At 70.8% G+C, this 23,616-nt stretch carries 16 protein-coding genes; 6 read left to right on the top strand and 10 right to left on the bottom strand.

Going from position 1 to position 23,616, the window contains the following annotated elements; all coding sequences use genetic code 11:
- Window positions 1-217: 217 nt before the first annotated feature.
- From metH to MFF21_RS02615, 6 genes are all read right to left on the bottom strand, one after another.
- Entirely contained in the window at window positions 218-3,970 is a 3,753-nt protein-coding gene (metH, locus tag MFF21_RS02640) for a methionine synthase (protein ID WP_238309619.1), read from the bottom strand.
- Between the two features lie 213 nt (window positions 3,971-4,183).
- Window positions 4,184-5,104 carry a methylenetetrahydrofolate reductase [NAD(P)H] gene (gene metF, locus MFF21_RS02635; protein ID WP_238309618.1) on the bottom strand — a complete coding sequence of 307 codons (921 nt, stop codon included), beginning with the start codon at window positions 5,102-5,104 and terminating at the stop codon, window positions 4,184-4,186.
- Between the two features lie 46 nt (window positions 5,105-5,150).
- On the bottom strand, window positions 5,151-6,167 hold the full coding sequence (locus MFF21_RS02630; protein ID WP_238309617.1) for an ArsR/SmtB family transcription factor: 1,017 nt from the start codon (window positions 6,165-6,167) through the stop codon (window positions 5,151-5,153).
- 78 nt (window positions 6,168-6,245) lie between these two features.
- On the bottom strand, window positions 6,246-8,111 hold the full coding sequence (locus tag MFF21_RS02625; RefSeq protein ID WP_238309616.1) for a cation:proton antiporter domain-containing protein: 1,866 nt from the start codon (window positions 8,109-8,111) through the stop codon (window positions 6,246-6,248).
- Between the two features lie 334 nt (window positions 8,112-8,445).
- Window positions 8,446-11,598 (bottom strand): PAS domain-containing protein, encoded by a 3,153-nt coding sequence (locus tag MFF21_RS02620; RefSeq protein ID WP_238309615.1) that lies wholly within the window; start codon window positions 11,596-11,598, stop codon window positions 8,446-8,448.
- 73 nt (window positions 11,599-11,671) lie between these two features.
- The gene (locus MFF21_RS02615) at window positions 11,672-12,403 is read right to left on the bottom strand and encodes an MBL fold metallo-hydrolase (RefSeq protein WP_238309614.1); all 732 of its coding nucleotides are present in this window, start codon (window positions 12,401-12,403) and stop codon (window positions 11,672-11,674) included.
- A gap of 146 nt (window positions 12,404-12,549) precedes the next feature.
- Here MFF21_RS02615 and MFF21_RS02610 point away from each other — a divergent pair, with 146 nt between their 5' ends.
- Entirely contained in the window at window positions 12,550-13,107 is a 558-nt protein-coding gene (locus tag MFF21_RS02610; protein ID WP_238309613.1) for a DUF4337 domain-containing protein, read from the top strand.
- A 12-nt stretch (window positions 13,108-13,119) separates the two neighbouring features.
- Here the strand turns inward: MFF21_RS02610 and MFF21_RS02605 are convergent, their stop codons facing one another.
- A complete protein-coding gene (locus MFF21_RS02605) occupies window positions 13,120-13,788 on the bottom strand; it encodes a glutathione S-transferase family protein (RefSeq protein ID WP_238309612.1) in 669 nt (222 codons plus the stop codon).
- A 281-nt stretch (window positions 13,789-14,069) separates the two neighbouring features.
- Between MFF21_RS02605 and MFF21_RS02600 the strand changes: the two genes are divergently transcribed.
- Entirely contained in the window at window positions 14,070-14,789 is a 720-nt protein-coding gene (locus MFF21_RS02600) for a DUF4142 domain-containing protein (protein ID WP_238309610.1), read from the top strand.
- Window positions 14,790-14,867: 78 nt separating this feature from the next.
- Here the strand turns inward: MFF21_RS02600 and MFF21_RS02595 are convergent, their stop codons facing one another.
- The 3 genes from MFF21_RS02595 to MFF21_RS02585 all read right to left on the bottom strand — a co-directional run bounded on the left by MFF21_RS02595 (window position 14,868) and on the right by MFF21_RS02585 (window position 18,295).
- Entirely contained in the window at window positions 14,868-16,541 is a 1,674-nt protein-coding gene (locus MFF21_RS02595) for a formate--tetrahydrofolate ligase (protein ID WP_238309609.1), read from the bottom strand.
- Window positions 16,542-16,721: 180 nt separating this feature from the next.
- The gene (aptA, locus tag MFF21_RS02590; RefSeq protein WP_238309608.1) at window positions 16,722-18,065 is read right to left on the bottom strand and encodes an omega-aminotransferase AptA; all 1,344 of its coding nucleotides are present in this window, start codon (window positions 18,063-18,065) and stop codon (window positions 16,722-16,724) included.
- A gap of 8 nt (window positions 18,066-18,073) precedes the next feature.
- Window positions 18,074-18,295 (bottom strand): heavy-metal-associated domain-containing protein, encoded by a 222-nt coding sequence (locus MFF21_RS02585; RefSeq protein ID WP_238309607.1) that lies wholly within the window; start codon window positions 18,293-18,295, stop codon window positions 18,074-18,076.
- Window positions 18,296-18,530: 235 nt separating this feature from the next.
- On the opposite strand from MFF21_RS02585, the gene MFF21_RS02580 reads away from it, so the two are divergent.
- From MFF21_RS02580 to hisG, 4 genes are all read left to right on the top strand, one after another.
- On the top strand, window positions 18,531-20,054 hold the full coding sequence (locus MFF21_RS02580) for an EAL domain-containing protein (RefSeq protein WP_238309606.1): 1,524 nt from the start codon (window positions 18,531-18,533) through the stop codon (window positions 20,052-20,054).
- 286 nt (window positions 20,055-20,340) lie between these two features.
- Window positions 20,341-21,240 (top strand): TIGR01459 family HAD-type hydrolase, encoded by a 900-nt coding sequence (locus MFF21_RS02575; RefSeq protein WP_238309605.1) that lies wholly within the window; start codon window positions 20,341-20,343, stop codon window positions 21,238-21,240.
- Window positions 21,241-21,367: 127 nt separating this feature from the next.
- Window positions 21,368-22,504 (top strand): ATP phosphoribosyltransferase regulatory subunit, encoded by a 1,137-nt coding sequence (locus tag MFF21_RS02570; protein ID WP_238309604.1) that lies wholly within the window; start codon window positions 21,368-21,370, stop codon window positions 22,502-22,504.
- 22 nt (window positions 22,505-22,526) lie between these two features.
- On the top strand, window positions 22,527-23,513 hold the full coding sequence (gene hisG, locus MFF21_RS02565) for an ATP phosphoribosyltransferase (RefSeq protein ID WP_238309659.1): 987 nt from the start codon (window positions 22,527-22,529) through the stop codon (window positions 23,511-23,513).
- The last annotated feature ends 103 nt before the right edge of the window (window positions 23,514-23,616 follow it).

Genomic DNA, 23,616 nt, shown 5'->3' with positions numbered 1-23,616 from the left:
CCATCACCAGAAGATGCCGCAGCAACCGGTCCACTCCCGCGGCCGGCGCCGATGAACCGGGTATAGGCCCCGCCCCACAGCTCGTCAACACCCTTCGTCAGAGAACCGTCATCGCGCCGTTGCCGGGCTGTCTTGGCCCCGTCCCGGCCCCGACGTGCGAACGCCGCGCCCTCGCGGGCGCGGCGTTCGTTGGGATCACTCCGGGATCACCCCGGAATCACTCGGCGGCGGCCTGGAGATAGGCGGCCGGATCGTAGTTCAGGATCGGGCCGAGCCAGCGCTCCACCTCCCGCACATCCATGCCCTTGCGCAGGGCATAGTCCTCGACCTGATCGCGCTCGACCTTGGCGACACCGAAGTAATGCGCCTGCGGATGGGCGAGGTAGAGGCCCGAGACCGAGGAGCCCGGCCACATGGCGTAGGATTCGGTGAGCTTCACGCCGATGCGGCTCTCCGCCTTGAGCAGATCGAACAGCGTGACCTTCTCGGTATGGTCGGGCTGGGCCGGATAGCCCGGCGCCGGGCGGATGCCGTCGTACTTCTCGTGAACCAGGTCGTCGGCAGTGAAGTGCTCGTCGGGGGCATAGCCCCAGAACTCCTTGCGGACGCGCTCGTGCATCCGCTCGGCGAAGGCCTCGGCGATGCGGTCGGCGAGCGCCTTCACCAGGATCGAGCGGTAATCGTCGTTGGCCCGCTCGAAGCGCTCGGCGATGCGCACCTCCTCCAAGCCCGCCGTCACCACGAAGGCACCGACATAGTCCGGGATGCCGGTCCCCGCCGGCGCCACGAAGTCGGAGATGCAGGTGTTCGGGCGCCCGTCGCGCTTGGAGAGCTGCTGGCGCAGGCCGTGGAAGGTGGCGAGCGTCTCGCTGCGGCTCTCGCCGGTATAGAGCACGATGTCGTCGCCGACGGCATTGGCCGGCCAGAAGCCGATCACCGCCTTCGGGTTGAACCAGCGCTCCTCCACGATCTGCTTGAGCATGGCCTGCGCATCCTCGAACAGGGCGCGCGCCGCCGGGCCCTGCTCCGGATCGTCGAGGATCGCGGGGAAGCGGCCCTTGAACTCGTAAGTCTGCAGGAACGGCGTCCAGTCGATATAGGGGACGAGGTCGGCCACCTCGTAGCTGCCGTAGACCCGCGTGCCGGTGAAGCTCGGCTTCCTGGGCGCGTAGCCCGACCAGTCGATCTTGAAGCTGTTCGCCCGCGCCTTGGCCAGCGGCAGGCGCTGCTTGTCGGCCTCCGAGCGGGCATGGGCGTCGGCGACCTTGCGGTACTCGGCGCGCAGGTTCTCGATGACGCCGCCGCGGCTCTCCTTCGAGATCAGGCTCGAGACCACGCCCACGGCGCGGCTCGCATCGGTCACGTAGACCGCCTGGCCCTTCTCGTAGGCCGGGTGGATCTTCACCGCCGTGTGCACGCGGCTGGTGGTGGCGCCCCCGATCAGGAGCGGCACGTCGAAGCCTTCGCGCTCCATCTCGCTCGCCACATGCACCATCTCGTCGAGGGAGGGGGTGATGAGGCCGGACAGGCCGACGATATCGACGTTCTCGCGCTTGGCCGTCTCCAGGATCTTGGCCGCCGGCACCATCACGCCGAGATCGATGATCTCGTAGTTGTTGCAGGCCAGAACCACGCCGACGATGTTCTTGCCGATGTCGTGGACGTCGCCCTTCACGGTGGCCATCAGCACCTTGCCGGCGGCCTGGCGCTGGCCGGTGCCGCCATTGGCCCGCTTCTCCTCCTCCATGAAGGGTTCGAGATAGGCCACCGCCTGCTTCATCACGCGGGCGGACTTCACCACCTGGGGCAGGAACATCTTGCCGGAGCCGAACAGGTCGCCGACCACGTTCATGCCGGCCATCAGCGGGCCTTCGATGACGTGGAGCGGGCGCTCGGCTTGTCGCCGCGCCTCCTCGGTGTCCTCGATGATGTATTCGGTGATGCCGTTGACCAGGGCGTGCTCGATGCGCTTCTCGACCGGGGCCTCGCGCCAGGAGAGATCGGCGGTCTTGGCCTGGGCCGAGGCGCCGGTCTTGAACCGCTCGGCCGCCTCCAGCAGGCGCTCGGTGGAATCCTCGCGGCGGTTGAGGACCACGTCCTCGCACAGGTCGCGCAGCTCCGCCGGGATCTCGTCATAGACCGCGAGCTGGCCGGCATTGACGATGCCCATGTCCATGCCCGCATGGATCGCGTGGTACAGGAACACCGCGTGCATCGCCTCGCGCACCGGCTCGTTGCCGCGGAAGGCGAAGGACAGGTTCGAGACGCCGCCCGAGATATGGGCGTGGGGCAGGGTCTCGCGGATGGTGCGGGTCGCCTCGATGAAGGCGACGCCGTAGGGGTTGTGCTCCTCGATCCCCGTGGCGACGGCGAAGATGTTCGGATCGAAGATGATGTCTTCCGGCGGGAAGCCGACCTCTTCGGTCAAGATCTTGTAGGCGCGGGTGCAGATCTCGACCTTGCGCGCGTAGGAATCGGCCTGGCCCTGCTCGTCGAAGGCCATGACGACGACCGCCGCGCCGTAGGAGCGGCAGACCTTGGCGTCGTGGACGAACTTCTCGATGCCCTCCTTCATGGAGATCGAGTTCACGATCGGCTTGCCCTGAAGGCATTTCAGGCCGGCCTCGATTACCTCGAACTTCGAGGAATCGACCATCACCGGCACCCGGGCGATGTCGGGCTCGGCGGCCACCAGATTGAGGAACTCGACCATCGCCTTCTGCGAATCGAGCAGGCCCTCGTCCATGTTGACGTCGATGACCTGGGCGCCGGCGGCGACCTGATCGCGGGCGACGTCGAGGGCGGCGGCGTAATCGCCGTTGGTGATGAGCTTCCTGAACTTGGCCGAGCCGGTGACGTTGGTGCGCTCGCCCACATTCACGAAGGGGATCTCCTTCGTGAGCACGAAGGGCTCCAGGCCCGACAGGCGCATCAGGCGCGGGATCTCGGGAATCGCGCGGGGTTTCTTGTCGGCGACGGCCTCGGCGATGGCGCGGATATGGTCCGGCGTGGTGCCGCAGCAGCCGCCGACCATGTTGACGAGGCCCGATTCGGCGAATTCGCCGACGAGCTTGCCCATGGCCTCCGGGCTCTCGTCGTAGAGGCCGAACTCGTTGGGCAGGCCGGCATTCGGATAGGCGCAGACCAGGGTGTCGCAGATGCGGGAGAGCTCGGCGATGTGGCCGCGCATCTCCCGGGCACCGAGGGCGCAGTTCAGGCCGAAGGTCAGCGGGTCGGAATGGCGCAGGGAGTTCCAGAAGGCGGCCGGCGTCTGGCCCGAGAGGGTGCGGCCCGACAGGTCGGTGATCGTGCCCGAGATCTGGATCGGCAGCCGGATGCCGGTCTCCTCGAAGACCTGCCACGCGGCGGCCACCGCCGCCTTGGCGTTCAGCGTGTCGAAGATGGTCTCGATCAGGATCAGTTCGGCGCCGCCGTCGATCAGGCCGCGGACCTGTTCCACGTAGGCCTGTTTCACCTGGTCGAAGGTGACGGCGCGGTAGCCGGGATTGTTGACGTCCGGCGAGATCGACAACGTGCGGTTCGTCGGTCCGATGGCGCCGGCGACGAAGCGGCGGCGGCCGTCTTTCGCCTCGGCGAGCTTGGCCGCCTCGCGGGCGAGGCGCGCGCCCTGCGCGTTCAGCTCATGGATGATCGCTTCCATGCCGTAATCGGCCTGGGCGATCGTGGTGCCGGAGAAGGTGTTGGTCTCGCAGACATCGGCGCCAGCGAGGAAATAGTCGAGGTGGATCTGCCGGATCGCATCGGGCTGGGTCAGGATCAGGAGGTCGTTGTTGCCCTTCTGATCCTGGCCGTGATCCTTGAACCGCTCACCCCGGAAATCCTCCTCGGTGAATGTCAGCCGCTGGATCACCGTGCCCATCGCCCCGTCGAGGACGAGGATCTTTTCCGAGGCGCGCTGGCGGAGCGCACGCTCGATCTCGGTGCCGTCGACGGGGGAGAAGTCGGTCATTCTTGCTCTCTCGCAGTGATCCCGGAGCCGCGTGGCGGATGTCCGGATCCGGACGGGTCTCTATCTGTCAGATGTGCGAACCGAGGGGATGCCTCGGTCGCCGTTTCGACCGCATTTCGGCAGGCGCCCGCAAGTAGAGCCATTCCGCTCGTCCCGGGGCCGCGCGGCGCCTCCCTGGACCGGATCGGTTCCGACCCGCAAGGACGCAGCCCCTCACGCCGCCTTTGCCGCCGCCACCTTCGGCGCCTGCGAGCGCAGGCCGAGGATGTGGCAGATGGCGTAGACGAGGTCCGAGCGGTTCATCGAGTAGAAGTGAAAGTCGCTGATGCCGGCATCGACGAGGTCGATCACCTGCTCGGCGGCGACTGCCGCGGCGACGAGGCGGCGGGTCTCCACGTCGTCGTCGAGCCCCTCGAACCGGGCGGCGAGCCAGTAGGGCACCGAGGCGCCGGTGCGGCGGGCGAAGTTCGCCGCCTGCTTGAAGTTCTGCACCGGCAGGATGCCCGGGATGATCGGGATCTCGATGCCGGCCGCGCGCACCTTGTCGAGGTAGCGCAGATAGATGTCGTTCTCGAAGAAGAACTGGGTGATGGCCTGGTCGGCGCCCGCATCGACCTTGGCCTTCAGGGCGTCGATATCGGCCTCCAGGGAGGCAGCCTCCGGGTGCTTCTCGGGATAGGCCGAGACCGAGACCTTGAAGTCGCCGATGCGCTTGATGCCGGCCACGAGGTCGGCGGTGGTGGCGTAGCCGCCGGGATGAGGCCGGTAGGTGTGCCCGACGCCCTCGGCCGGGTCGCCGCGCAGGGCCACGATGTGGCGTACCCCCGCATCCCAGTAGGACCGGACCACCGCGTCGATCTCCTCCCGCGTGGCGTTCACGCAGGTGAGGTGGGCGGCGGGCTTGAGGCTCGTCTCCTTCACCATGCGGGCGACGGTGTTGTGCGTGCGCTCGCGGGTGGAGCCGCCGGCGCCGTAGGTCACCGAGACGAAGTTCGGCTGCAGCGGCGCGAGGCGCTCGATCGACGACCACAGGATCTTCTCCATCTCGTCGGTCTTCGGCGGGAAGAACTCGATGGAGACGCGGATCGGGCGGTAGCCGTCGCGGCTGGCGCGGTGGCGGGAGGCGGTGGGCATGGGGTCGTCCTCTATGTCGATCGGTTCAGACGAATCGAAATCGGGTTCAGGCGACCGCCCGAGGGCGGTCCGCGGCGGCCTCGGCCGGTGAAACGGCATCCTCGGCGAGCCAGAGGGTCACGGTCAGGGGCAGTTCGGTGCCGTCGCTCGGCGCGATGTCGCGGTGGGCGACGGAGGCGAGGCCGGCTTCGATGAGCCAGCCGGTGATCTGGTCCGGCGCGAAGCCGAGGCGGCGATGGGCCTGGTCCTCGCGCAGATGCTCCAGGGTGTGGGGCGCGAAATCGACGACGAGGAGCCGGCCGCCCGGCGCCACGAGGCGGCGCGCCTCGCGCAGGGCACGGGCCGGGTCGTCGAGGTAATGCAGCACCTGATGCACCACCACGAGGTCGAAGCTGCCCCGGCCGAAGGGTGGGGCGTGGATGTCGCCCTGGCGCAGCTCGATCCGGGAGAGCCCCGCCTGTTCCAGGTTGGCCCGGGCGACGGAGAGCATGGCGTGGCTCGAATCGAGGCCGGTCGCCCGGGCCGCCCGCGGGGCGAGCAGGGCCAGCATCTTGCCGGTGCCGGTGCCGAGATCGATCAGGCTGCCGACCGGCCGGGGACCGAGCAGGTCGAGGACCGCGGCCTCCACGATGGCCTCCGGCACGTGGAGCGAGCGCAGCCCGTCCCATTTCGGCGCGAGCCGGGCGAAGAAGGCCTGCGCGGCCTCCGCCCGCTGGGCTCGCACGGCGTCGAGCCGGGCCCGGTCCTCCGAGAGCGGCGGCTGCGCAGTCTCCAGCCGGGCGATCAGCGGCTCGACGAGGCCGCCGCCCTCGCGCATGCGGAAGAAGGCCCAGGCCCCCTCCCGGTGGCGCTCGATCAACCCCGCCTCGACCAGCAGCTTGAGATGGCGCGAGATCCGCGGCTGCGACTGGCCAAGGATGTCGGTGAGGTCGGAGACGGAGAGTTCGCCCTCGGCGAGCAGCGCCAGGATGCGCAGGCGCGTCTCCTCCGCGGCGGCGCGCAGCACGCCGAGCGCTTCGGGGAAGCGGACGGTCGAGGGGGCGCTGTCGTTCTCCTTAGACATAAAGATATCTTTATGTCCGTTTCGATGGCCTGGCAAGCCGGTTTCGCGCGCGGCGTTTCCCTCAGCGGCTCCGCAGGCTCACTCGGCCGCCTCTTCCCGGTGCGGGCGCAGCTCCGGGGCGCCCTGCTCGGGGCCGCTCGACGGGGCGACCTGGCTCTCCGAGCGACTCGAATCGACGAAGATCCGGGCCTCACCCTCGCGGATGCCGAGGCTGCGCAGGGCGTAGCGCATCATGCCCAGGGCAAGTTCGCGCTCGCCCATCAGCACGAGGCCGGCCCGCGCCTCCTCCAGCTTGCGCCGCTCCGCGTCGCTATGGGTGCGCACCAGGGTGTCGATGCCGGGATTGGCGTCGCGGGCGATCTCCAGGAGGCGGCGGCCCTGATGCGCCTCCGGGTTGGCGACGACGAGGAGGCGGGCGGTGCCGATCTCGGCGGCGTCGAGGATGCCCGGGGCGGTGGCGTCGCCGAACACCGCCGGGATGCCCGCCGCCCGCAATTCCATGATGCGGCGTCGGTCGCGCTCGACCACGACGAAGGGCAGCTCCCAGTCGCGCAGGGCATTGGCGATGGCGCTGCCGACGCGGCCATAGCCGACGATGACGGCATGGTCCCGGTGGCGGACCCGGTCGCTGCGGATCTCGATGGGCGCGCCGCGCCGCCGCTCGAACCGGGTGGCGAGGTCCGGATGCTCCCCGAGATAGCGGGTCACCCGGGCGGCGAGCGCGAAGAAGAGCGGGTTCAGGGTGATCGAGAGCAGGGCGCCGCCGAGCACGAGGTCGCGCCCCTCCACCGGCAGCAGCTTCAGGGTGATGCCGAGGCTGACCAGGATGAAGGAGAACTCGCCGATCTGGGCGAGGCTCGCGGCGATGGTGAGCGCCGTGCCGACCGGATGGCCGAAGGCCAGCACGATCGCGATCGCCGCCACCGACTTGCCCAGCACGATCACCCCGAGCACGGCGAGCACCGAGAGCGGCTCCCGCAGGAGGATGCCGGGATCGAACAGCATGCCGACGGAGACGAAGAACAGGACGGCGAAGGCGTCCTGCAGGGGCAGCGAATCGGCGGCGGCCTGGTGGCTGAGATCGGATTCGGCGAGCACCATGCCGGCGAAGAAGGCGCCCAGCGCGAAGGAGACGCCGAACAGCTCCGCCGAGCCGAAGGCGATGCCGAGCGCCAGGGCCAGCACGGCGAGGGTGAACAATTCCCGCGAGCCGGTCCGGGCCGCCTTCTCCAGGATCCAGGGGACGAAGCGGCGGCCGCCGACCAGCATCACCGTGACGAAGATGCCGACCTTCACCACCGTGAGGCCCAGGGTGAGCCAGAGGCTGTCGCCGATGTCCTTTCCGGAAAGGTCGGCGATGAGATGGGCGAGGCTCGCGGCGGCGCCGCCATGGCCGCCCCCCGCATCGGCCGCGCCGCCGAGGCCCGGGGCCAGGGCCGGCAGCAGCACCAGCGCCAGCACCATCGCGAGATCCTCGACGATGAGCCAGCCCACGGCGATGCGGCCCTTGTCGCTGTCGAGCAGGCCCTGCTCCTCCAGCGCCCGCAGCAGCACGACGGTGCTCGCCACCGAAAGGGCGAGGCCGAAGACGAGTCCCGCCCCGAGGCTCCAGCCCCAGCTCAGCGCCAGCCCTCCGCCCATGGCGGTCGCCGCGGCGATCTGCACGATGGCGCCGGGGAGGGCGATGGTCCGCACTGCCATCAGGTCCTTGATCGAGAAATGCAGCCCCACGCCGAACATCAGCAGGATCACGCCGATCTCGGCCAGTTGCTGCGCCAGCTCGGCATCGCCGACATAGCCGGGGGTGAAGGGGCCGATGGCGATGCCGGCGAGCAGATAGCCGACCAGCGGCGGCAGGCGCAGGAACTGCGCGGCCATCCCGAACAGGAAGGCACAGACCAAACCCAGCGCGATGATGGAGATGAGTTCGGTCGCGTGGGGCACGGGCTCTCCTTCGGGCACGGGCAAGCTGCCGCAGGGCGTCCCGCCGCGCCGCGTGGAGCCGGCTTCATGCCAACGAGACCGGCTTCGCGCGGATCGGTTCCGGAGACCCTCCCGGTATGTCGCCGGCCGGCGCCGCGCGGAAGGGCGTTCGTCCGGCTTTTGGACGATTCCTTATGCCCTTGCCCCGCTCCCCGGGAAATGCGGGTGCAAAACCGCACGGGGCGACGCGCGTCCGGAGGTCGCGAGCCGCCCGCCTCTGCCACCACTGAAGAGCAGGGCCGCCCTTAGCGCGGAATGTCGTTAAGCATTTTTCACGTGAAAAGCCGACGCGCCGTCAGGCCTTCTCGTCCAGGGCCGGATCGGCTTCGGAGGCGCCCTCCGAGGCGGATGGCGTCCCCTGCCGGGCCGTGTTCAGGACGGCGAGCAAGGTCTCGGCATCGTAGGGCTTGGCCAGCAGGTTCGCCCCCGTCTCGCCCCTGACCGCATTGGTGTCGCCGGTGGCATAGACGACGACCGCGGATGGCCGCATCGCCCGCGCCCGGGCCGCGAGTTCGGGGCCGGAGGCACCCGGCAGGTTCACGTCGGTGACGAGCACGTCGACGGGCGCCGTCTGAAGGGCCGCCATAGCCTCCTCCGCGCTGCCGGCATCCACCACGACGTAGCCGGCATCCTGCAGCATCTCGGCGGTGTTCATGCGGATGAGGTCGTCATCCTCGACGAGCAGCACCGTCGGCCGACCGCCGGCGACCGGGACCGCCCCCTTGGACGCCGTCCTGGAGACAGCCTTGGGCGTGGCGGCAGCGGGCTTCGCCGAGGCGGCCACCCCGCGCTGGCGCTGGTTGGCGAGCACGTGGCGGAACTTCCGGGCAAGCGCCTCGCGGGTATAGGGCTTCGAGAGCAGCTCGACGCCCGCATCGAGCCGGCCGCCATGGACGATCGAGTTCTCGGTGTAGCCGGAGGTGAAGAGCACGGCGATGTCGGGCAGGCGCTCGCGGGCCTTGCGGGCGAGCTCCGGGGATTTCAGCGCGCCCGGCATCACCACGTCGGTGAAGAGCAGGTCGATCGGGATGCCGCTCTCGATCACGCTGAGGGCGCTCGTCGCGTCCACGGCCTTGAGCACGCGGTAGCCGAGATCCGACAGCATCTCGACCACGGTGGCGCGCACCTCCGGATCGTCCTCGACGACGAGCACGGTCTCGGTGCCACCCGCGACCGGGCCGGTATCGACCGCCACCTCGACATCCTCGGATTCCACCGCGCGCGGCAGGTAGAGCCGGATCGTGGTGCCGTGACCGACCTCGGAATAGATCTTCACGTGGCCGCCCGACTGCTTGACGAAGCCGTAGACCATCGAGAGCCCGAGGCCCGAACCCTTGCCCTCCGCCTTGGTGGTGAAGAACGGCTCGAACACCTTGGCCACGATCTCCGGGCTCATGCCGCAGCCCGTGTCGGAGACGGCGAGCATCACGTACTGGCCCGGCATCACCTCGTCGTGGGTGCTGGCATAGGCGTCGTCGAGATGCGCGTTGGCGAGCTCGATCGTCAGCTTGCCGCGCCCGTCCATCGCGTCGCGGGCGTTGATGGCGAGGTTGAGGAGCGCGTTCTCGATCTGGCCTGGATCGATGAAGGTGTTCCACAGGCCGCCGGCGAAGACGGTCTCGATCTCGATCGCCTCGCCGATCGCCCGGCGCAGCATCTCGTCCATGCCCTGGACGAAGCGGGTGACGTTGACGACCTTGGGCTCGAGGGGCTGGCGCCGGCCGAAGGCGAGGAGCTGGCTCGCGAGCTTGGCCCCGCGGGAGACGCCCGCCATGGCGTTGGCGACGCGCCGCTCGGCCCGGTCGTTGCCGGCGATGTCCTTGGCGAGGAGCTGGAGGTTGCCGGAGACGACCTGGAGCAGGTTGTTGAAGTCGTGGGCGACGCCGCCGGTGAGCTTGCCGATGGTCTCCATCTTCTGGGCCTGGACGAGCTTGGCCTCCGCCTGACGGCGCTCGTCGATCTCGGCGATCACCCGGGCCTCCAGCGTCTCGTTGAGCTGGCGCAGCTGCTCCTCGGCCCGCTGGCGGTGGCGCACCTGGCGGGCGAGATCCTCCGCCTGCTCCCGCAGGGCGGCCTCCGCCGCACGCTGATGGGTGATGTCGGTATGGACGCCGACCCATTCGACGATCCGCCCGGCCTGGTCGAGAATCGGCAGGGCGCGGATCGCGAAGGTGCGCCAGGTCCCGCCGTGATGGCGGACCCGGTGCTCGTGGACATACATGGCCTTGGCGGCGACCGCCGCGTTCCAGCTCCGCACGGATTCGGCCGCATCGTCCGGATGCACGGCCTGAGCCCAGCCGAAGCCCTGGTACTCCTCCCGGCTCTGGCCGGTCAGGGCGGCCCAGCCCGGCTGCTCGCCGGTCATGCGGCCGTCGGCGCTGTTGGTCCAGAGCACGCCGTGCACGGCATCGATCGCCGTGCGGAAGCGCCGGTCGCTGGCGGCGAGCGCCGCCTCACGCCGCGCCCGCTCCTCGATGTCGATGCCGAGGATGTGCACGCCCGGCACGGAACCGTCCGGCTCGATATGCGGCACGTAGCGCAGCTCCGCCCGGCGGGGCCGGCCGTCGTGATAGGGGATCGTCGTCTCGCTGGCGAAGGCCTCGCCGGCCAGGGCGCGGTCGAGGGAGGGCTTGCGGTCGGCGTAGAAATCCTCGCCGACGATCTCGCGCACCGGCCGCCCGATCATGGTCCGGGGATCGACACCGAGCCAGTCCCGATAGGCCGCGTTGGCGAAGCGGTAGACGTGGTTGCGGTCGACATAGGCCACGAGCATCGGCAGCGCGTCGGTGAGGCGGCGAAGCTCCGCCTCGTTCGCCGCCAGCCGGCGCTCCGCTTCGACGCGGGCACTGTTGTCGACGACGGTGCACATCACGCCGCCGATGCTGCCATCGGCCTCGTAGACGGGGGTGTAGAACAGGTCGAGGATGAAGGTCTGCGAGCGGCCGCCATGGTCGAGCACCATGACGTGGTCGTGGAAGGAGGAGAGCTCGCCGCGATAGCCCGCCTCGAGCATCGCCCGGTTCCAGTCCCAGATCTCCGGCCAGATCTCCTGGGCGCGCTCACCGAGGGCGCGCGGATGCTTCGGCCCGGCGATGGCGGCATAGGCGTCGTTGTAGAGCATGATGTGGTCGGGGCCCCACATCAGCACCTTGGCCACCGGCGAGTTGACGATGTTGGCCACCGTCGCGCGCATCTCCAGGGACCAGCCGTCGACCGGCCCGAGCGGCGTCGCGCTCCAGTCCCTGGCCCGGATCAGCGCGCCGCATTCGCCGCCCGCCACCGGCCAGCCCTTGGGCGCGGGCCGGCGCCCGGTCCCGTCGCGCAGGGCCCGCAGGCCCGCCCGCACCACCTCGCTGGCATTGGCGTAGTCGCCGGAGCCGAGGCAGTCGGCGATGAACCCCTCCAGCTCGGGGGTGAGCGAGACGTTGCGCGACTGACGGGCGGCCATGACGCTTCGTGTTCCCGGATCGGACCTGTGTCAACAGATGTCATACCCACCGCATCGCGGCGGCGCGCGCCGGTCAGAGGGCGATCACTAGACCGTCCTCCGCGGCGATGTAGCCCTCCGGGGGATGGGCGATCATCTCGACGCTCATATGGGTGAGCATCAGGCGCCGGGGAGCGATCTCGGGCAGGCGCGCCTTCAGCGTCGCCCAGTCGAGATGGAACTTCACCGGCCGCTCGATCGTGTAGCCCTCGGCGATCAGCAGGTCGGCCTCGCGCCCGGCCGCGATCAGCGCGTCGACCCATTCCGTGTCGCCGGTATAGGCGAGCACCCTGCCCTCCCCCTCGATGCGCAGGGCATGGGAGGGCGCCCCGGAGGGATGGCGCACGGGAAAGGCATGGGCCGTGAAGCCGGAGGCCGTGACCGGCCGGCCCTCCGCGATCTCCGTCACGACCACGGGAAAGGCCCGCTCCGCTTTGCTCGATCCCGGAAACAGCGCCTCCATCGCCGCTTCCAGGCGCGCCTGGATCCCCTCCGGCCCGACGATGGTCAGCGGCGTCGCGCGCCGGCTGACGAGCTGCCCGTCGAGAATCAGCCAGGGCAGCCCGCCGAAATGATCGCCGTGGAGATGGGTGACGAAGACCGTGTCGATGCCGTTCGGGTCGACGCCGTAGCGGCGGATCGCGATGAGCGAGGAGGCGCCGCAATCGACGAGGAAGCAGGTCCCCGTGGCCGTGACGTGGAAGCAGGTGTTGAAGCGGCCGCCGGAGCCGAACGCGTCGCCGCAGCCGAGAACCTGAAGCCGCATCGTGATCCGCTCCCGCCCGCTTTGCCCTGAGGGCAAGACATCTCGGTCGCAGGCGCTCCGGGTCAATCGCGTTCGATCGCGATTGCCTTGGCCGCCGGGATCGGCTGTCTACGCCCCGCGACGAATCGGAACGGGATGAAAATCGGATGTCGGGCGGACACGGAGCGGTCGAGGGGTCGAACAAGCGCGTGGCGCTGCTGATCTCCATCCTGGCCCTCTTCCTGGCGGGCGCCGAGACGCTCGCCAAGAGCGCACAGACCGAGGCGCTCGGCGCCAATGTCGAGGCCTCGAACCAATGGGCCTATTTCCAGGCCCGCACGATCCGCTCGACCGTGGTGAAGACGGTGGACGAACTGGTGGCGCTGCTGCCGCCGGGCACGGATCCGGCGGCGATCGCCGCCAAGCGCGCGGACTGGGCCAAGACGTTGGCCCGCTGGGATTCCGAGCCGGCCACCGGCGAGGGCCGCAAGGAACTCGCCGAGAAGGCCCGGGCCTCGGGCGAGCGCCGCGACCTCGCGCTGGAGCGCTACCACCATTACGAGATCGCCTCGGCCGCCTTCCAGATCGGCATCGTCCTGGCCTCGGCGGAGGTCATCACCGGCATCGCCGCACTCGCCATCGGCGGCGGCCTGCTCGGCGTGGCGGGCCTCGCCCTGGCCGGATTCGGGCTGTTCGCGCCCCACGCCCTGCCCTTCTTCCACTGAGGGAGGTCGCCCTCAGGCCGCTTCCCGCGGGCGCCGACGATAGAGCGGGTCGTCGAGGCCCGCGATCGGGATGAAGCCGGGGCGCGCCCGCAGGCGGGCGATCCAGGCCCGGACCGCCGGGAAGGGCTCCAGGGAGATGTCGCCCATGGGCGCGAGCGCCACGTAGGGAAACACCGCGAGATCCGCGATGGTGGGACGTCCGGCGGCGAGCCAGGCGCGGGTTTCCAGGGCGGCTTCGAGGATCTGGAGGGACTTGACGCCCCGGGCCGTCGCTTCCGCCAGGGTGTTCGCGTTGCCCCAGATGCCGAAGCCGTCATGGGGTCCCTGGAAGGACAGGATCGCCCGGGCGGTGAAGACCCCGTGCTGGATCCAGCTCGCGGCAAAGGCGAGCCAGTCGACGATCTCGGCCTGCTCGGCTGCCTCGTGCGACCACCAGGTCTGCCCCGCATGCTTGTCCGCGAGATGGACCAGGATCGCCGCGGAATCCGTGAACGTGCGGTCCCCGTCGATCAGGACGGGCACCTCGCCGCGGGGATTGATCGCGAGGAAGGCCGGCCCATGCTGCTCGCGGCCGGGAAAGTCGATCTCGACCTCCTCCACCGTCAGGCCGAGGAAAGCCAGGAGCAGGCGGACCTTGTAGCTGTTTCCCGACTCCCGGTAAGTATAGAGCCTGATCGACATCGCTCTTCTCCCGGACCGTCGCGAGAAAACTAGCAATATCCGCGCAGGACGAGTTTTCTTTTTCCACGCGTCTCCAAGAAGAACAGCCTGTCCGCGTTCCTGTGCAGGAAAGGACGAGATCGTTCGAGCCCTATACGCGCACAGGGTGCGGCATCACGGTCTCGGGAGCTTCGGAACAGCCTGGAAGCGTGGGGATTGAGGCGAGGACGGCCCGCGGCATTCCCATGCGTCCGGGCCGCGCCATTCACCTCGTGAGATCAGCCTCGAGAGAGAAATCCTCCATGAAGAAGTCCCTTGCCCTGGCGGCCCTCGGCCTCTCGGCCGTGCTGGCGACGCCCGCCCTCGCCCAGGACCCGCTGGCGGTGCGGATCGCCCCGCAGCCCGGTCTCGACGGGGCCGCCGCGACGCGGACCCCCGAGTTCCGCGCCGCCGCCCTGCGCTCGGACGCGGTGAGCATCGAGTCGAGCCGCATCGCCCTGGAGCGCTCCCGCAACCCGCAGGTCCGCAACTACGCGCGCCGGGTCATCGAACATCGGACCGCGACCACCGACGCGCTGCTGCCGCCGGGCACCTCGCTGAGCGCGGGCGGCACCGTCGTCGCCGATCAGCAGGGCATTCCGACTCGCCTCGACAACCCGGTCGGCGTGGTGCTCGCCCCGGTCACGCTCGCGGCCAACGTCACCACGGGCATCGTCGGCGGCGTGCTCGGGGGCGTCGGCCTGATCGACAACAGCCCGGGCGAGCCGGGGCGCCGGGTGGCGATCGGCCCCGAGGGCCAGGCCAGGATCGAGCGCCTGAAGTCGGCGCCCTCGGCGCGCGCCTTCGACCGGACCTATGTCGCCCAGCAGGCCCGCTCGGATGCGCGCACGCTCGCCCTCTACGACGCCTATTCGCGCTCCGGCGACAGCGCCCAGGGCCGCCAGTTCGCCAATGAGGCGCTGCCCTACATCGCCGGCGAGCATGCCCACTCGGCCGAGCTCGACGCCCGCTTCGGCGGCTGACCGCACGTCAGGGCCGAAAACGCGAAAGGGGCGGCTCCCGGTGGAGCCGCCCCTTTCCTTTCGGGATCGTCGCGACGCCTAGAACAGGCCGTCGATCTGGCCGTTGGCGTCGAGGCGGATAGTGTCGGCCGCCGGGACCTTGGGCAGGCCCGGCATGGTCATGATCTCACCGCAGATCACCACCACGAAGCCGGCGCCGGCCGAGAGGCGCACGTCGCGCACGGCGATGATGTGGCCCGAGGGCGCGCCCATCAGGCTCGGATCCGTCGAGAACGAGTACTGGGTCTTGGCCATGCAGACCGGCAGGTTGCCGTAGCCGTCCTTCTCGAAGCCGGCGAGCTTGCCCGCGGCCTTCGATTCGATCTGGATGTCGGCGGCGCCGTAGAGCTTCGTCGCGATGGCCTTGATCTTGTCGGTCAGCTTCGACTCGGTCTCGTAGACGAAGCTCAGCGGCTTCTGCGCGCCCTCGGCGAGCTTCACCACGGCGTGAGCCAGGTCCTCGGCGCCGGCGCCGCCCTCCGCCCAGTGCTTGCAGGTGATCGCCTCGACCTGGAGCTTGTCGCGGCAGAGCTCCTTCAGCCGGGCATGCTCGGCATCGGTGTCCTGGTAGAAATGGTTCACGCCGACGACGACCGGCAGGCCGAAGCTGCGCACGTTCTGCACGTGCCGCTCCAGATTGGCGAAGCCCTTCTCCAGGGCCTCCAGGTTCTCGGAGCCGAGGCTCTTCTTGTCGACGCCGCCATGCATCTTGAGGGCGCGCACGGTGGCCACGATCACCACCGCCGAGGGCTTGAGGCCCGTCTGGCGGCACTTGATGTCGATGAACTTCTCCGCGCCCAGATCCGCGCCGAAACCGGCCTCGGTCACCACGTAATCGGCGAGCTTGAGGCCGCTGCGGGTCGCGATCACCGAGTTGCAGCCATGGGCGATGTTGGCGAAGGGGCCGCCATGGATGAGGGCCGGGTTGCCCTCCAGGGTCTGCACGAGGTTCGGCTGCAGGGCGTCCTTGAGCAGCACCGTCATGGCGCCGGTCGCCTTCACCTGGGCCAGCGTCACCGGCTTGCGGTCGCGGGTCTCGGCGATGACGATGCGGCCGAGGCGCTCCTCGAGATCCGCGAGATCCTTGGCGAGGCAGAACACCGCCATCACCTCGGAGGCGACGGTGATGTCGAAGCCGTCCTCGCGGGGGAAGCCGTTGGCGACGCCGCCGAGGGACTGGTTGATGGCGCGCAGGGCCCGGTCGTTCATGTCGACCACGCGGCGCCAGTGGATGCGGCGCACGTCGATATTGAGCTCGTTGGCCCAGTAGATGTGGTTGTCGATCAGCGCGGCGGCCAGCGAATGCGCCGAGGTGATGGCGTGGAAGTCGCCGGTGAAGTGCAGGTTGATCTGCTCCATCGGCACGACCTGCGCCTTGCCGCCGCCGGCCGCGCCGCCCTTCATGCCGAAGCAGGGGCCGAGCGAGGGCTCGCGCAGGCACATCACGGTCTTCTTGCCGATGCGGTTGAGCGCGTCGCCGAGGCCCACCGTGGTCGTGGTCTTGCCCTCGCCCGCCGGCGTCGGGGAGATCGCGGTGACGAGCACGAGCTTGCCGTCCGGCTTGCCCTCCAGCGACTTGATGAAGTCGTGGTCGATCTTGGCGATGTGCTTGCCGTAATTGTGAAGCGCCTCGTCCGGGATGCCGATCTTCCGTGCGACGTCCGCGATCGGCTTCAGGGTCGCCGCGCGGGCGATCTCGATATCTGAGGGCATTTCTCTCACCGTCGTTTCTTGGAGGACCGGCCTGCCGGGCCGGTCCCTGTCGCCATCCGCGGAGCCGCGTCAGCAGGGCGAAAGCCCTACGCCGTCGTACCGCCGAGATAAACCGATGCGCCCAGTTTGCGGGAGGGCGCGGGAAAAAGCGCGTCGGATTTTTTCAATGAAAATGCGAAATTAAATTTTTTCGCCGACCGCCCGGATCCCCCGCGCCGTCCTCTCCGCCAGGTCGGCGAGCTCCGCCTCGCTCGCGATCAGCGGCGGGCTCAGGGCGATCGTGTCGCCGGCTGCGCGCAGGACGAGATCCTGGTCCCGGAAGGCCGCGACCATGGCGGCATAGGCCCGGCTGCCGCCTCCTTGCAGGGGCGCGAGATCGATGCCCGCGGCGAGGCCCACGGTGCGGATGTCGAGCACCTCCGGGATCGCGCGCAGGGACATCACCGCCTCCGCGAAGACCGGCTCCAGCGCCCGGGCCCGCTCGAACAGGCCCTCGTCCCGGTAGAGGTCGAGGGTGGCGAGCCCCGCCGCGCAGGCGAGCGGGTGGCCGGAATAGGTGTAGCCGTGGAAGAGCTCGACCGCCTCCGCCGGCCCCTGCATCAGCGTCGCGTAGATGTCCTTGCGCACGATCACGCCGCCGAGGGGCACCGTGCCCGAGGTGACGCCCTTAGCGAAGGTGATCATGTCCGGCACCACGCCGTAGCGCTCGGCGGCGAAGGCATGCCCCAGCCGGCCGAATCCGGTGATGACCTCGTCGAAGATGAGCAGCAGGCCGTGCCGGTCGCAGAGCGCACGCAGGCGCTGCAGGTAGCCCTTGGGCGGCGGCAGCACGCCGGTCGAGCCCGCCATCGGCTCGACGATCACGGCGCAGAGCGTCGAGGCGTCGTGGAGGGCCACGATCCGTTCGAGGTCGTCGGCGAGGTGGGCGCCCCAATCCGGCTCGCCCTTGGTGAAGGCCTGGCGCGCCCGGTCGTAGGTGTGGGGCAGGTGGTCGACGCCCGGAAGGCCGGGGCCGAAGACCTTGCGGTTGTTGGCGAGTCCGCCGACCGCGATGCCGCCGAAGCCGACCCCGTGATAGCCGCGCTCGCGCCCGACGAACCGCGTCCGGCCGCCCTCACCGCGGGTGTGGCGGTAGGCGAGGGCGATTTTGAGGGCGGTGTCGGCGGCCTCGGAGCCGGAATTGCAGAAGAAGACGTTGTCGAGGTCGGCCGGGGCCAGGGCTCCGAGGCGGCTGGCGAGGGCGAAGGCGCCCGCATGCCCGAACTGGAAGGGCGGCGCGTAGTCGAGCCGCCCGGCCTGGTCGCGGATCGCCGCCGTGATCGGCGCGCGGTTGTGCCCGGCATTGCAGCACCAGAGCCCGGCGATCCCGTCGAGGATCCGGCGCCCGTCCGCGCTCCGGTAATGCATCCCCTCGGCGCCCGCGAGCATCCGCGGCGCCTGCTTGAAGGCGCGGTTGGCGGTGAAGGGCATCCACCACGCGTCGAGATCGTTGCGCGGGCCGGGCATGGAAGCGTCGAGAAGCATGGCCGGCCTCAGCGCACAATCGCAGTGGCGGCGTAGCCGGCCCCGGTCAGGGCCCGCGCGACCTCCTCGCCCCGCGCCCCGGTCAGCGCGCTGACCCGGCCCGTTTCGAGGTCGACGCGGACCTCCGCCCCGGGGTCGAGGCGGCGGATCGTGCGGCGCACGGCCTCGGCGCATCCCGCGCAGGTCATGCCCTCCACCGCCATGAGGAGCTCGCTGCGGTTGCCGTCCATGCTGGTCTCCGTGTCGCGGGCGACATCTCGTCCATCTCGGCGCGACCCGCAAGGGCCGTCCCGGGATCCCCCCTCATGGGAGACCGGCGCGTTTCGGCATCACACCCGTTGATATCCCGGTCCCGGTCCCTCGCTCGCCTTGCGGGCGCCTGTCCGCTCGGCGAAAGATGACCCCGTCCGCAAGGCTCGAGGGCCGGGCCGGATCCCGCATGCGAACAGCCCCCTCGTTACGAAGGTGAAGAGCCAGAAAGCCCGGACGATCGGCCCGCGCGGGCGCCTGTGGGCGATCAGCCTGTTCGGGCTCTCCGTCCTCGCGCCGGTCGCGATCCTGGAGCCGATCGTCGGCGCCTACGCCCTCGGCCTGGCCTCCGCCTTCGCCGCCCTGCTGCAGCATCGCCGGGCGAACCGCTTCGCCGCGGCCCACGAGAAGCTGTCGAGCGAGCTCGACGTGGTGTCGCAGCGCTTCCTGAAGCTCGAGACCGTGATCGCCGCCCTGGTGCGCGAGCGCCGGGAGCCGGGCCGCGCCGCGCCGCCGCCGACGGAATCCGAGGCGAAGGCCGAAGCCGAGGCGGAGGCGAAGGCCCTGCGCAAGGGCGTCGACGAGATCACCGCCGAGATCGGCCTCCTGAGCGGCATCGTGCGCGAGCTCGCCAATGTCGTCTCCGCGCAGGAGCAGGAGATCGACCGGCTCAAGACCCGGCCCGCGCCCCCGCCCGCCCCCGTGGTGGTGACGCCGGCCCCGGAGCCGCCGGCGACGCTCGCACCCCCGGTCGAGACCCGCCTCGAGCCCCCCGCCCTCCGGCTGCCCCCCGCGCCGCCTTTCGCGCCGGATCCCCTGCAGGGGCCGTCGCGGGGGCCGTCGCGGGGGCCGTCGCGGGGGCCGTCCTTGCGCGAGCCGCCCCCGCGCGAGCCGGTCCGGGACCCGGCCAAGGAGGCCGCCCTGGTCGAGGCCTTCGACGCGGACGGGCTCGACGTCTATCTCCAGCCCGTCGTCACCCTGCCCCAGCGCAAGGTCGTCGGCTACGAGGCGCTGGCCCGGGTGACGCTGAACGGCGAGGCCCTGCCGCCGGAGGTCTTCCTGCCGGTGCTGGAGCGCTACGGCCGCACCACCGCCCTCGACCGGCGCATGCTCCAGCGCGTCGGCACCATCGCCCGCCACCTGCAGAAGCGGGGCAGCCAGGCGGCGGTGACCTACGCCCTCTCGCCCTTCTCCCTGTTCGAGCCCGGCTTCCTGCGCAGCCTCGGCCGGCTGGTCTCCGACGGGGAAGGCATGCCGCCCCAGGTGATCGTGGCCCTGCCCCAGGCGAGCTGGCGCACCCTGGACGCGGAGCAGGCCGCCGCCCTCGCCGAGCTGCGGGGCAGGATCGGCTTCGCCCTCGACCGGCCGGTGGATCTCTCCTTCGAGTCCAACGCGCTCGCCGCCAGGGGCCTGTCCCAGGTCAAGGTGCCCGCCGCCCTGCTCCTGCGGCCGCCGGAGCGGATGGCGAGCCCGGACATCGCCGTGGAGGACCTCGTCGCGGCCCTCGGCCGGGCCGGGATCCGAGTCGTGGCCACCCAGGTCGAGCGCGAGACGGACGTGCCGAACCTGATCGACCTCGACCTGCCGCTCGCCCAGGGCGGCGTCTTCGCGCCGCCGCGGGCGGTGCGGGCCGAGGTGCTGGCCCCGGAGGCCCCGACGCCCCCCTCCCCGCCCGAGCCCCCGCCGGACCCGCAACCCCAGCGCCGCCCCTTCCGCGACTTCCTGCGCCGGGCGGTGTGAGCTTTCCGCGGCGGCCTTTCCTCACCCCTTCGGAGAGAGGGGCCAGGAAGTCGGCGGAGGGGGCCGCCGCCGCAATTCCCGGCCGCGCGCCCGAGGCACCCACTCCACCGCGCTCACGCGCGGTCCCCCTCGCCCAGGGGGCGAGGAAAGACGACCCGCGCGCTCATCCCGAAACCGCCCCAAAATCCCGCTTCGCGTTGATTTCCCGGCGCCCAACCCCTACCCGGGCCGCGAAGAACGGCCGCGCGCGTCCCGCGCGGCTCCGCTGCGAAGGTCCTCATCCGCCATGGCAGGCAAGGCGCCCGACAGGCCCGTCCCGACGATCCCGCACCTCTCGGCAATCGCCGCCGATTACGACCTGATCCTGTGCGACGTCTGGGGCGTGCTGCATGACGGCACGGTCGGCCACCGGGCGGCAGGCGAGGCCCTGATCCGCTTCCGCGGCCTCGAAGGGTCCCGGGCGCGCCGGGTCATCCTCGTCTCCAACGCCCCGCGGCCCTGGCCCGGCGTGCAAACAATCCTCGACGGCTACGGCGTGCCGCGGGAGGCCTACGACGCCATCCTGACCTCGGGCGACCTCACCCGCCGGCTCATCGCCGCGCATCCCGCGGCCCGGGTCTACCATCTCGGCCCCGACCGGGACCGGCCGATCTTCGAGGGGCTCGACCTCACCCTGGTCGGGGAGGAGGCGGCCGATCTCGTGGTCTGCACCGGCCTGTTCGACGACGACACCGAGACGGCGGAGGATTACCGCGACAGCCTCGCCCGCCTCCACGCCCGGGGCGTGCCGATGATCTGCGCCAATCCCGACCTCGTGGTCGAGCGGCGCAAGACGCTCATCCCCTGCGCCGGCCTGATCGCCGCGGCCTATGCCGAGATCGGCGGCGCGGTCACCTATGCCGGCAAGCCCTATGCCCCCGTCTACGCGGCGGCCCTCGCCATGGCGGCGGATCTCGACGGCGGCGTGGCCCCGGACACCGCCCGGATCCTGGCGATCGGCGACGCGATCCGCACCGACATCGCCGGGGCCGCGGGGGCCGGCATCCCCTCCCTGCTCGTGGCCCGCGGCATCCATGCGGAGGAGCTCGGCGTCTCCCTCGACCATCAGAGCCTGGGCGACGTGGCCGAGTGGCTGGCCCGGCAGCCGGTGCATCCCGATGCGGTGACCGAGCGGCTGGTCTGGTAAGGATTTTCTGCGTAATCCCCGGCACGTGGCCGGCGTCGCCAGACCGCGCCGGCCCGGATAAAGCTGGCCGCCGGCGAACCCGGCGGAATTCGAGACGAGAGGCGCGTCCCGCGCCCGGGAAAGGACGATGACGCGACCTGAGGCGATAGCGACCGGCGGGCTCGAGACGGAGCGCTACGGGCATCTGTCCCGGCATCTCGTCGCGTCCGGCTATGCCCTCGTCGCGCCGCCGGTGCTGCAGCCGGTCGAGCCCTTCCTGGAATTGTCGGGCGAGGATATCCGCCGCCGCATCTTCGTGACCCAGGACGCGGCCGGGGCCGAGCTGTGCCTGCGGCCGGAATTCACGATCCCCGTCTGTCGGCACCACCAGGCGAGCCGCCCCGGGCAGGCCGCCGATTACAGCTATCTCGGCCCGGTCTTCCGCCTCGCGGCGGGGGAATCCGACGAGTTCGTGCAGGCGGGCATCGAATCGATCGGCCGCACCGACACCCCCGCCGCCGATGCGGAAGTGCTGGGCCTCGCCCTGGAGGGGCTGGAGCTCCTCGGGGTGAGCGATGCCGCCATCCGCTTCGGCGACATGGGCCTGACCCAGGCCTTCCTCGACGCGCTGAAGGTGCCCCCCGTCGCCAAGCGGCGGACCCTGCGGGCGATCGCCGCCGGGCGGCCCATCGCCGGGCTCGCCAATGCGGCGGGGGCCGAGGACCCGCATGCGGGCCTGCTCGCGGCGATCCAGGGGCAGGACCCCAAGGGCGTGCGCGCCTTCGTGGAGGACGTGCTCTCCATCGCCGGCATCTCCCGGGTCGGCGGCCGCAGCGCCGGCGAGATCGCGGAGCGCTTCCTCGCCAAGGCGGCGATGCAGGCCCAGGGCGGCGCCGGGCTGAACGAGGACAACCGGGGGCTGATCGAGCGCTTCTGCGCCATCGCCGGCGATCCCGACCGGGCCCTGGCCGACCTGCGCGGCCTTACCCGCGAGGCGGGGCTGGCCGATGCCGGGCTGGAGGCGGCCTTGGCCCTGTTCGAGGAACGCACCGGCTTCATGGCCGCCCGCGGCCTGCCGATCGAGCGCTTCCGCTATGCCGGCGGCTTCGCCCGCAATCTCGACTACTATACCGGCTTCATCTTCGAGGCGACGCGGGCCGGGGGCTCCGCGCCCCTCGTCGGCGGCGGCCGCTACGACGGCCTGCTCCAGCATCTCGGCAGTGCCGAGCCCCTGCCGGCGGTGGGCTGCGCCTTCTGGCTCACCCGCTGCGTCCAGAGCGCCTGAGGCCGAGCGCGTGAGCATGACGATGCCGCAAGACGACAGCCCCCTCGTCCTCGCCGTGCCCTCGAAGGGCCGGCTGCAGGAGAACGCCACCGCCTTCTTCGGCCGCGCCGGGCTGAAGCTCGCCCAGAGCGGCGGCGCCCGCGACTACCGCGGCAAGCTCGTCGGCGTGGACAATGTCGAGGTGCGCTTCCTCTCGGCCTCCGAGATCGCGGCGCAGCTCGCCAGCGGCGCCGCCCATCTCGGCGTGACCGGCGAGGACCTGATCCGCGAGACCCTGCCGGAGAGCGCCGAGGCCGTCGAACTGCTGACGCCCCTGGGCTTCGGCCAGGCGACGGTGGTGGTCGCCGTGCCGCAGGCCTGGATCGACGTGCGGGCCATGGCCGATCTCGACGAGGTCGCCAGCGAGATGCGCCTGCGCCAGGGCCGCCGCCTGCGCATCGCCACGAAATACGTGAACCTGACCCGGCGCTTCTTCGCCGAGGCGGGCATCGTCGATTACCGCATCGTCGAGAGCCTGGGCGCCACCGAGGGCGCGCCGGCGGCGGGCTCGGCCGAGATCATCGTCGACATCACCACGACCGGGGCGACGCTGGCCGCCAACGCCCTCAAGATCCTCGACGACGGCGTGATCCTGCGCTCCGAGGCCAATCTCGTCGCCTCCCTGAAGGCGCCCTGGAGCCCGACCGCGCGGGAGGCCCTGCGCCGCGTCCTCGGCCGCATCGCCGCCGAGGAACGGGCCCGCACCACCCGGGAGATCCGGGCGGGGCTGCCCGAGGGGGAGGCCATCGATCTCTCCGGAATCGCCGCCCGGCACGGGGCCGCGCCGCCCTACGGGGCGCCGGAGGCCGGGGCCCGGGAGCTGATCCTGCACTGCCAGGCCGATGCCGCCTTCGCCCTCTCCGAAGAGCTGGCCCGGGCGGGCGCGCATTCCGTGACCGTGCGCAAGGTCGATTACGTCTTCACCCAGGGCAACGAGCTGGCCGAGGGCCTCCTGGCCAAGCTCGGCTGAGCCGCCCCGCCGGGGCGCGTCCGATCGACGCCCCGGGGCATGGGATTACCCCGGAAATCCCGCAGGCGCCCTGCGGGATTCCGGGTCCCTCTAATCCATGTTG

Origin of the sequence: Methylobacterium organophilum, from assembly GCF_022179465.1 — a bacterium.
GTDB classification, from domain to species: domain Bacteria; phylum Pseudomonadota; class Alphaproteobacteria; order Rhizobiales; family Beijerinckiaceae; genus Methylobacterium; species Methylobacterium organophilum.
The sequence above is the reverse complement of the archived record's forward strand: the minus strand, read 5'-3'. Positions and strand labels throughout refer to the sequence as shown.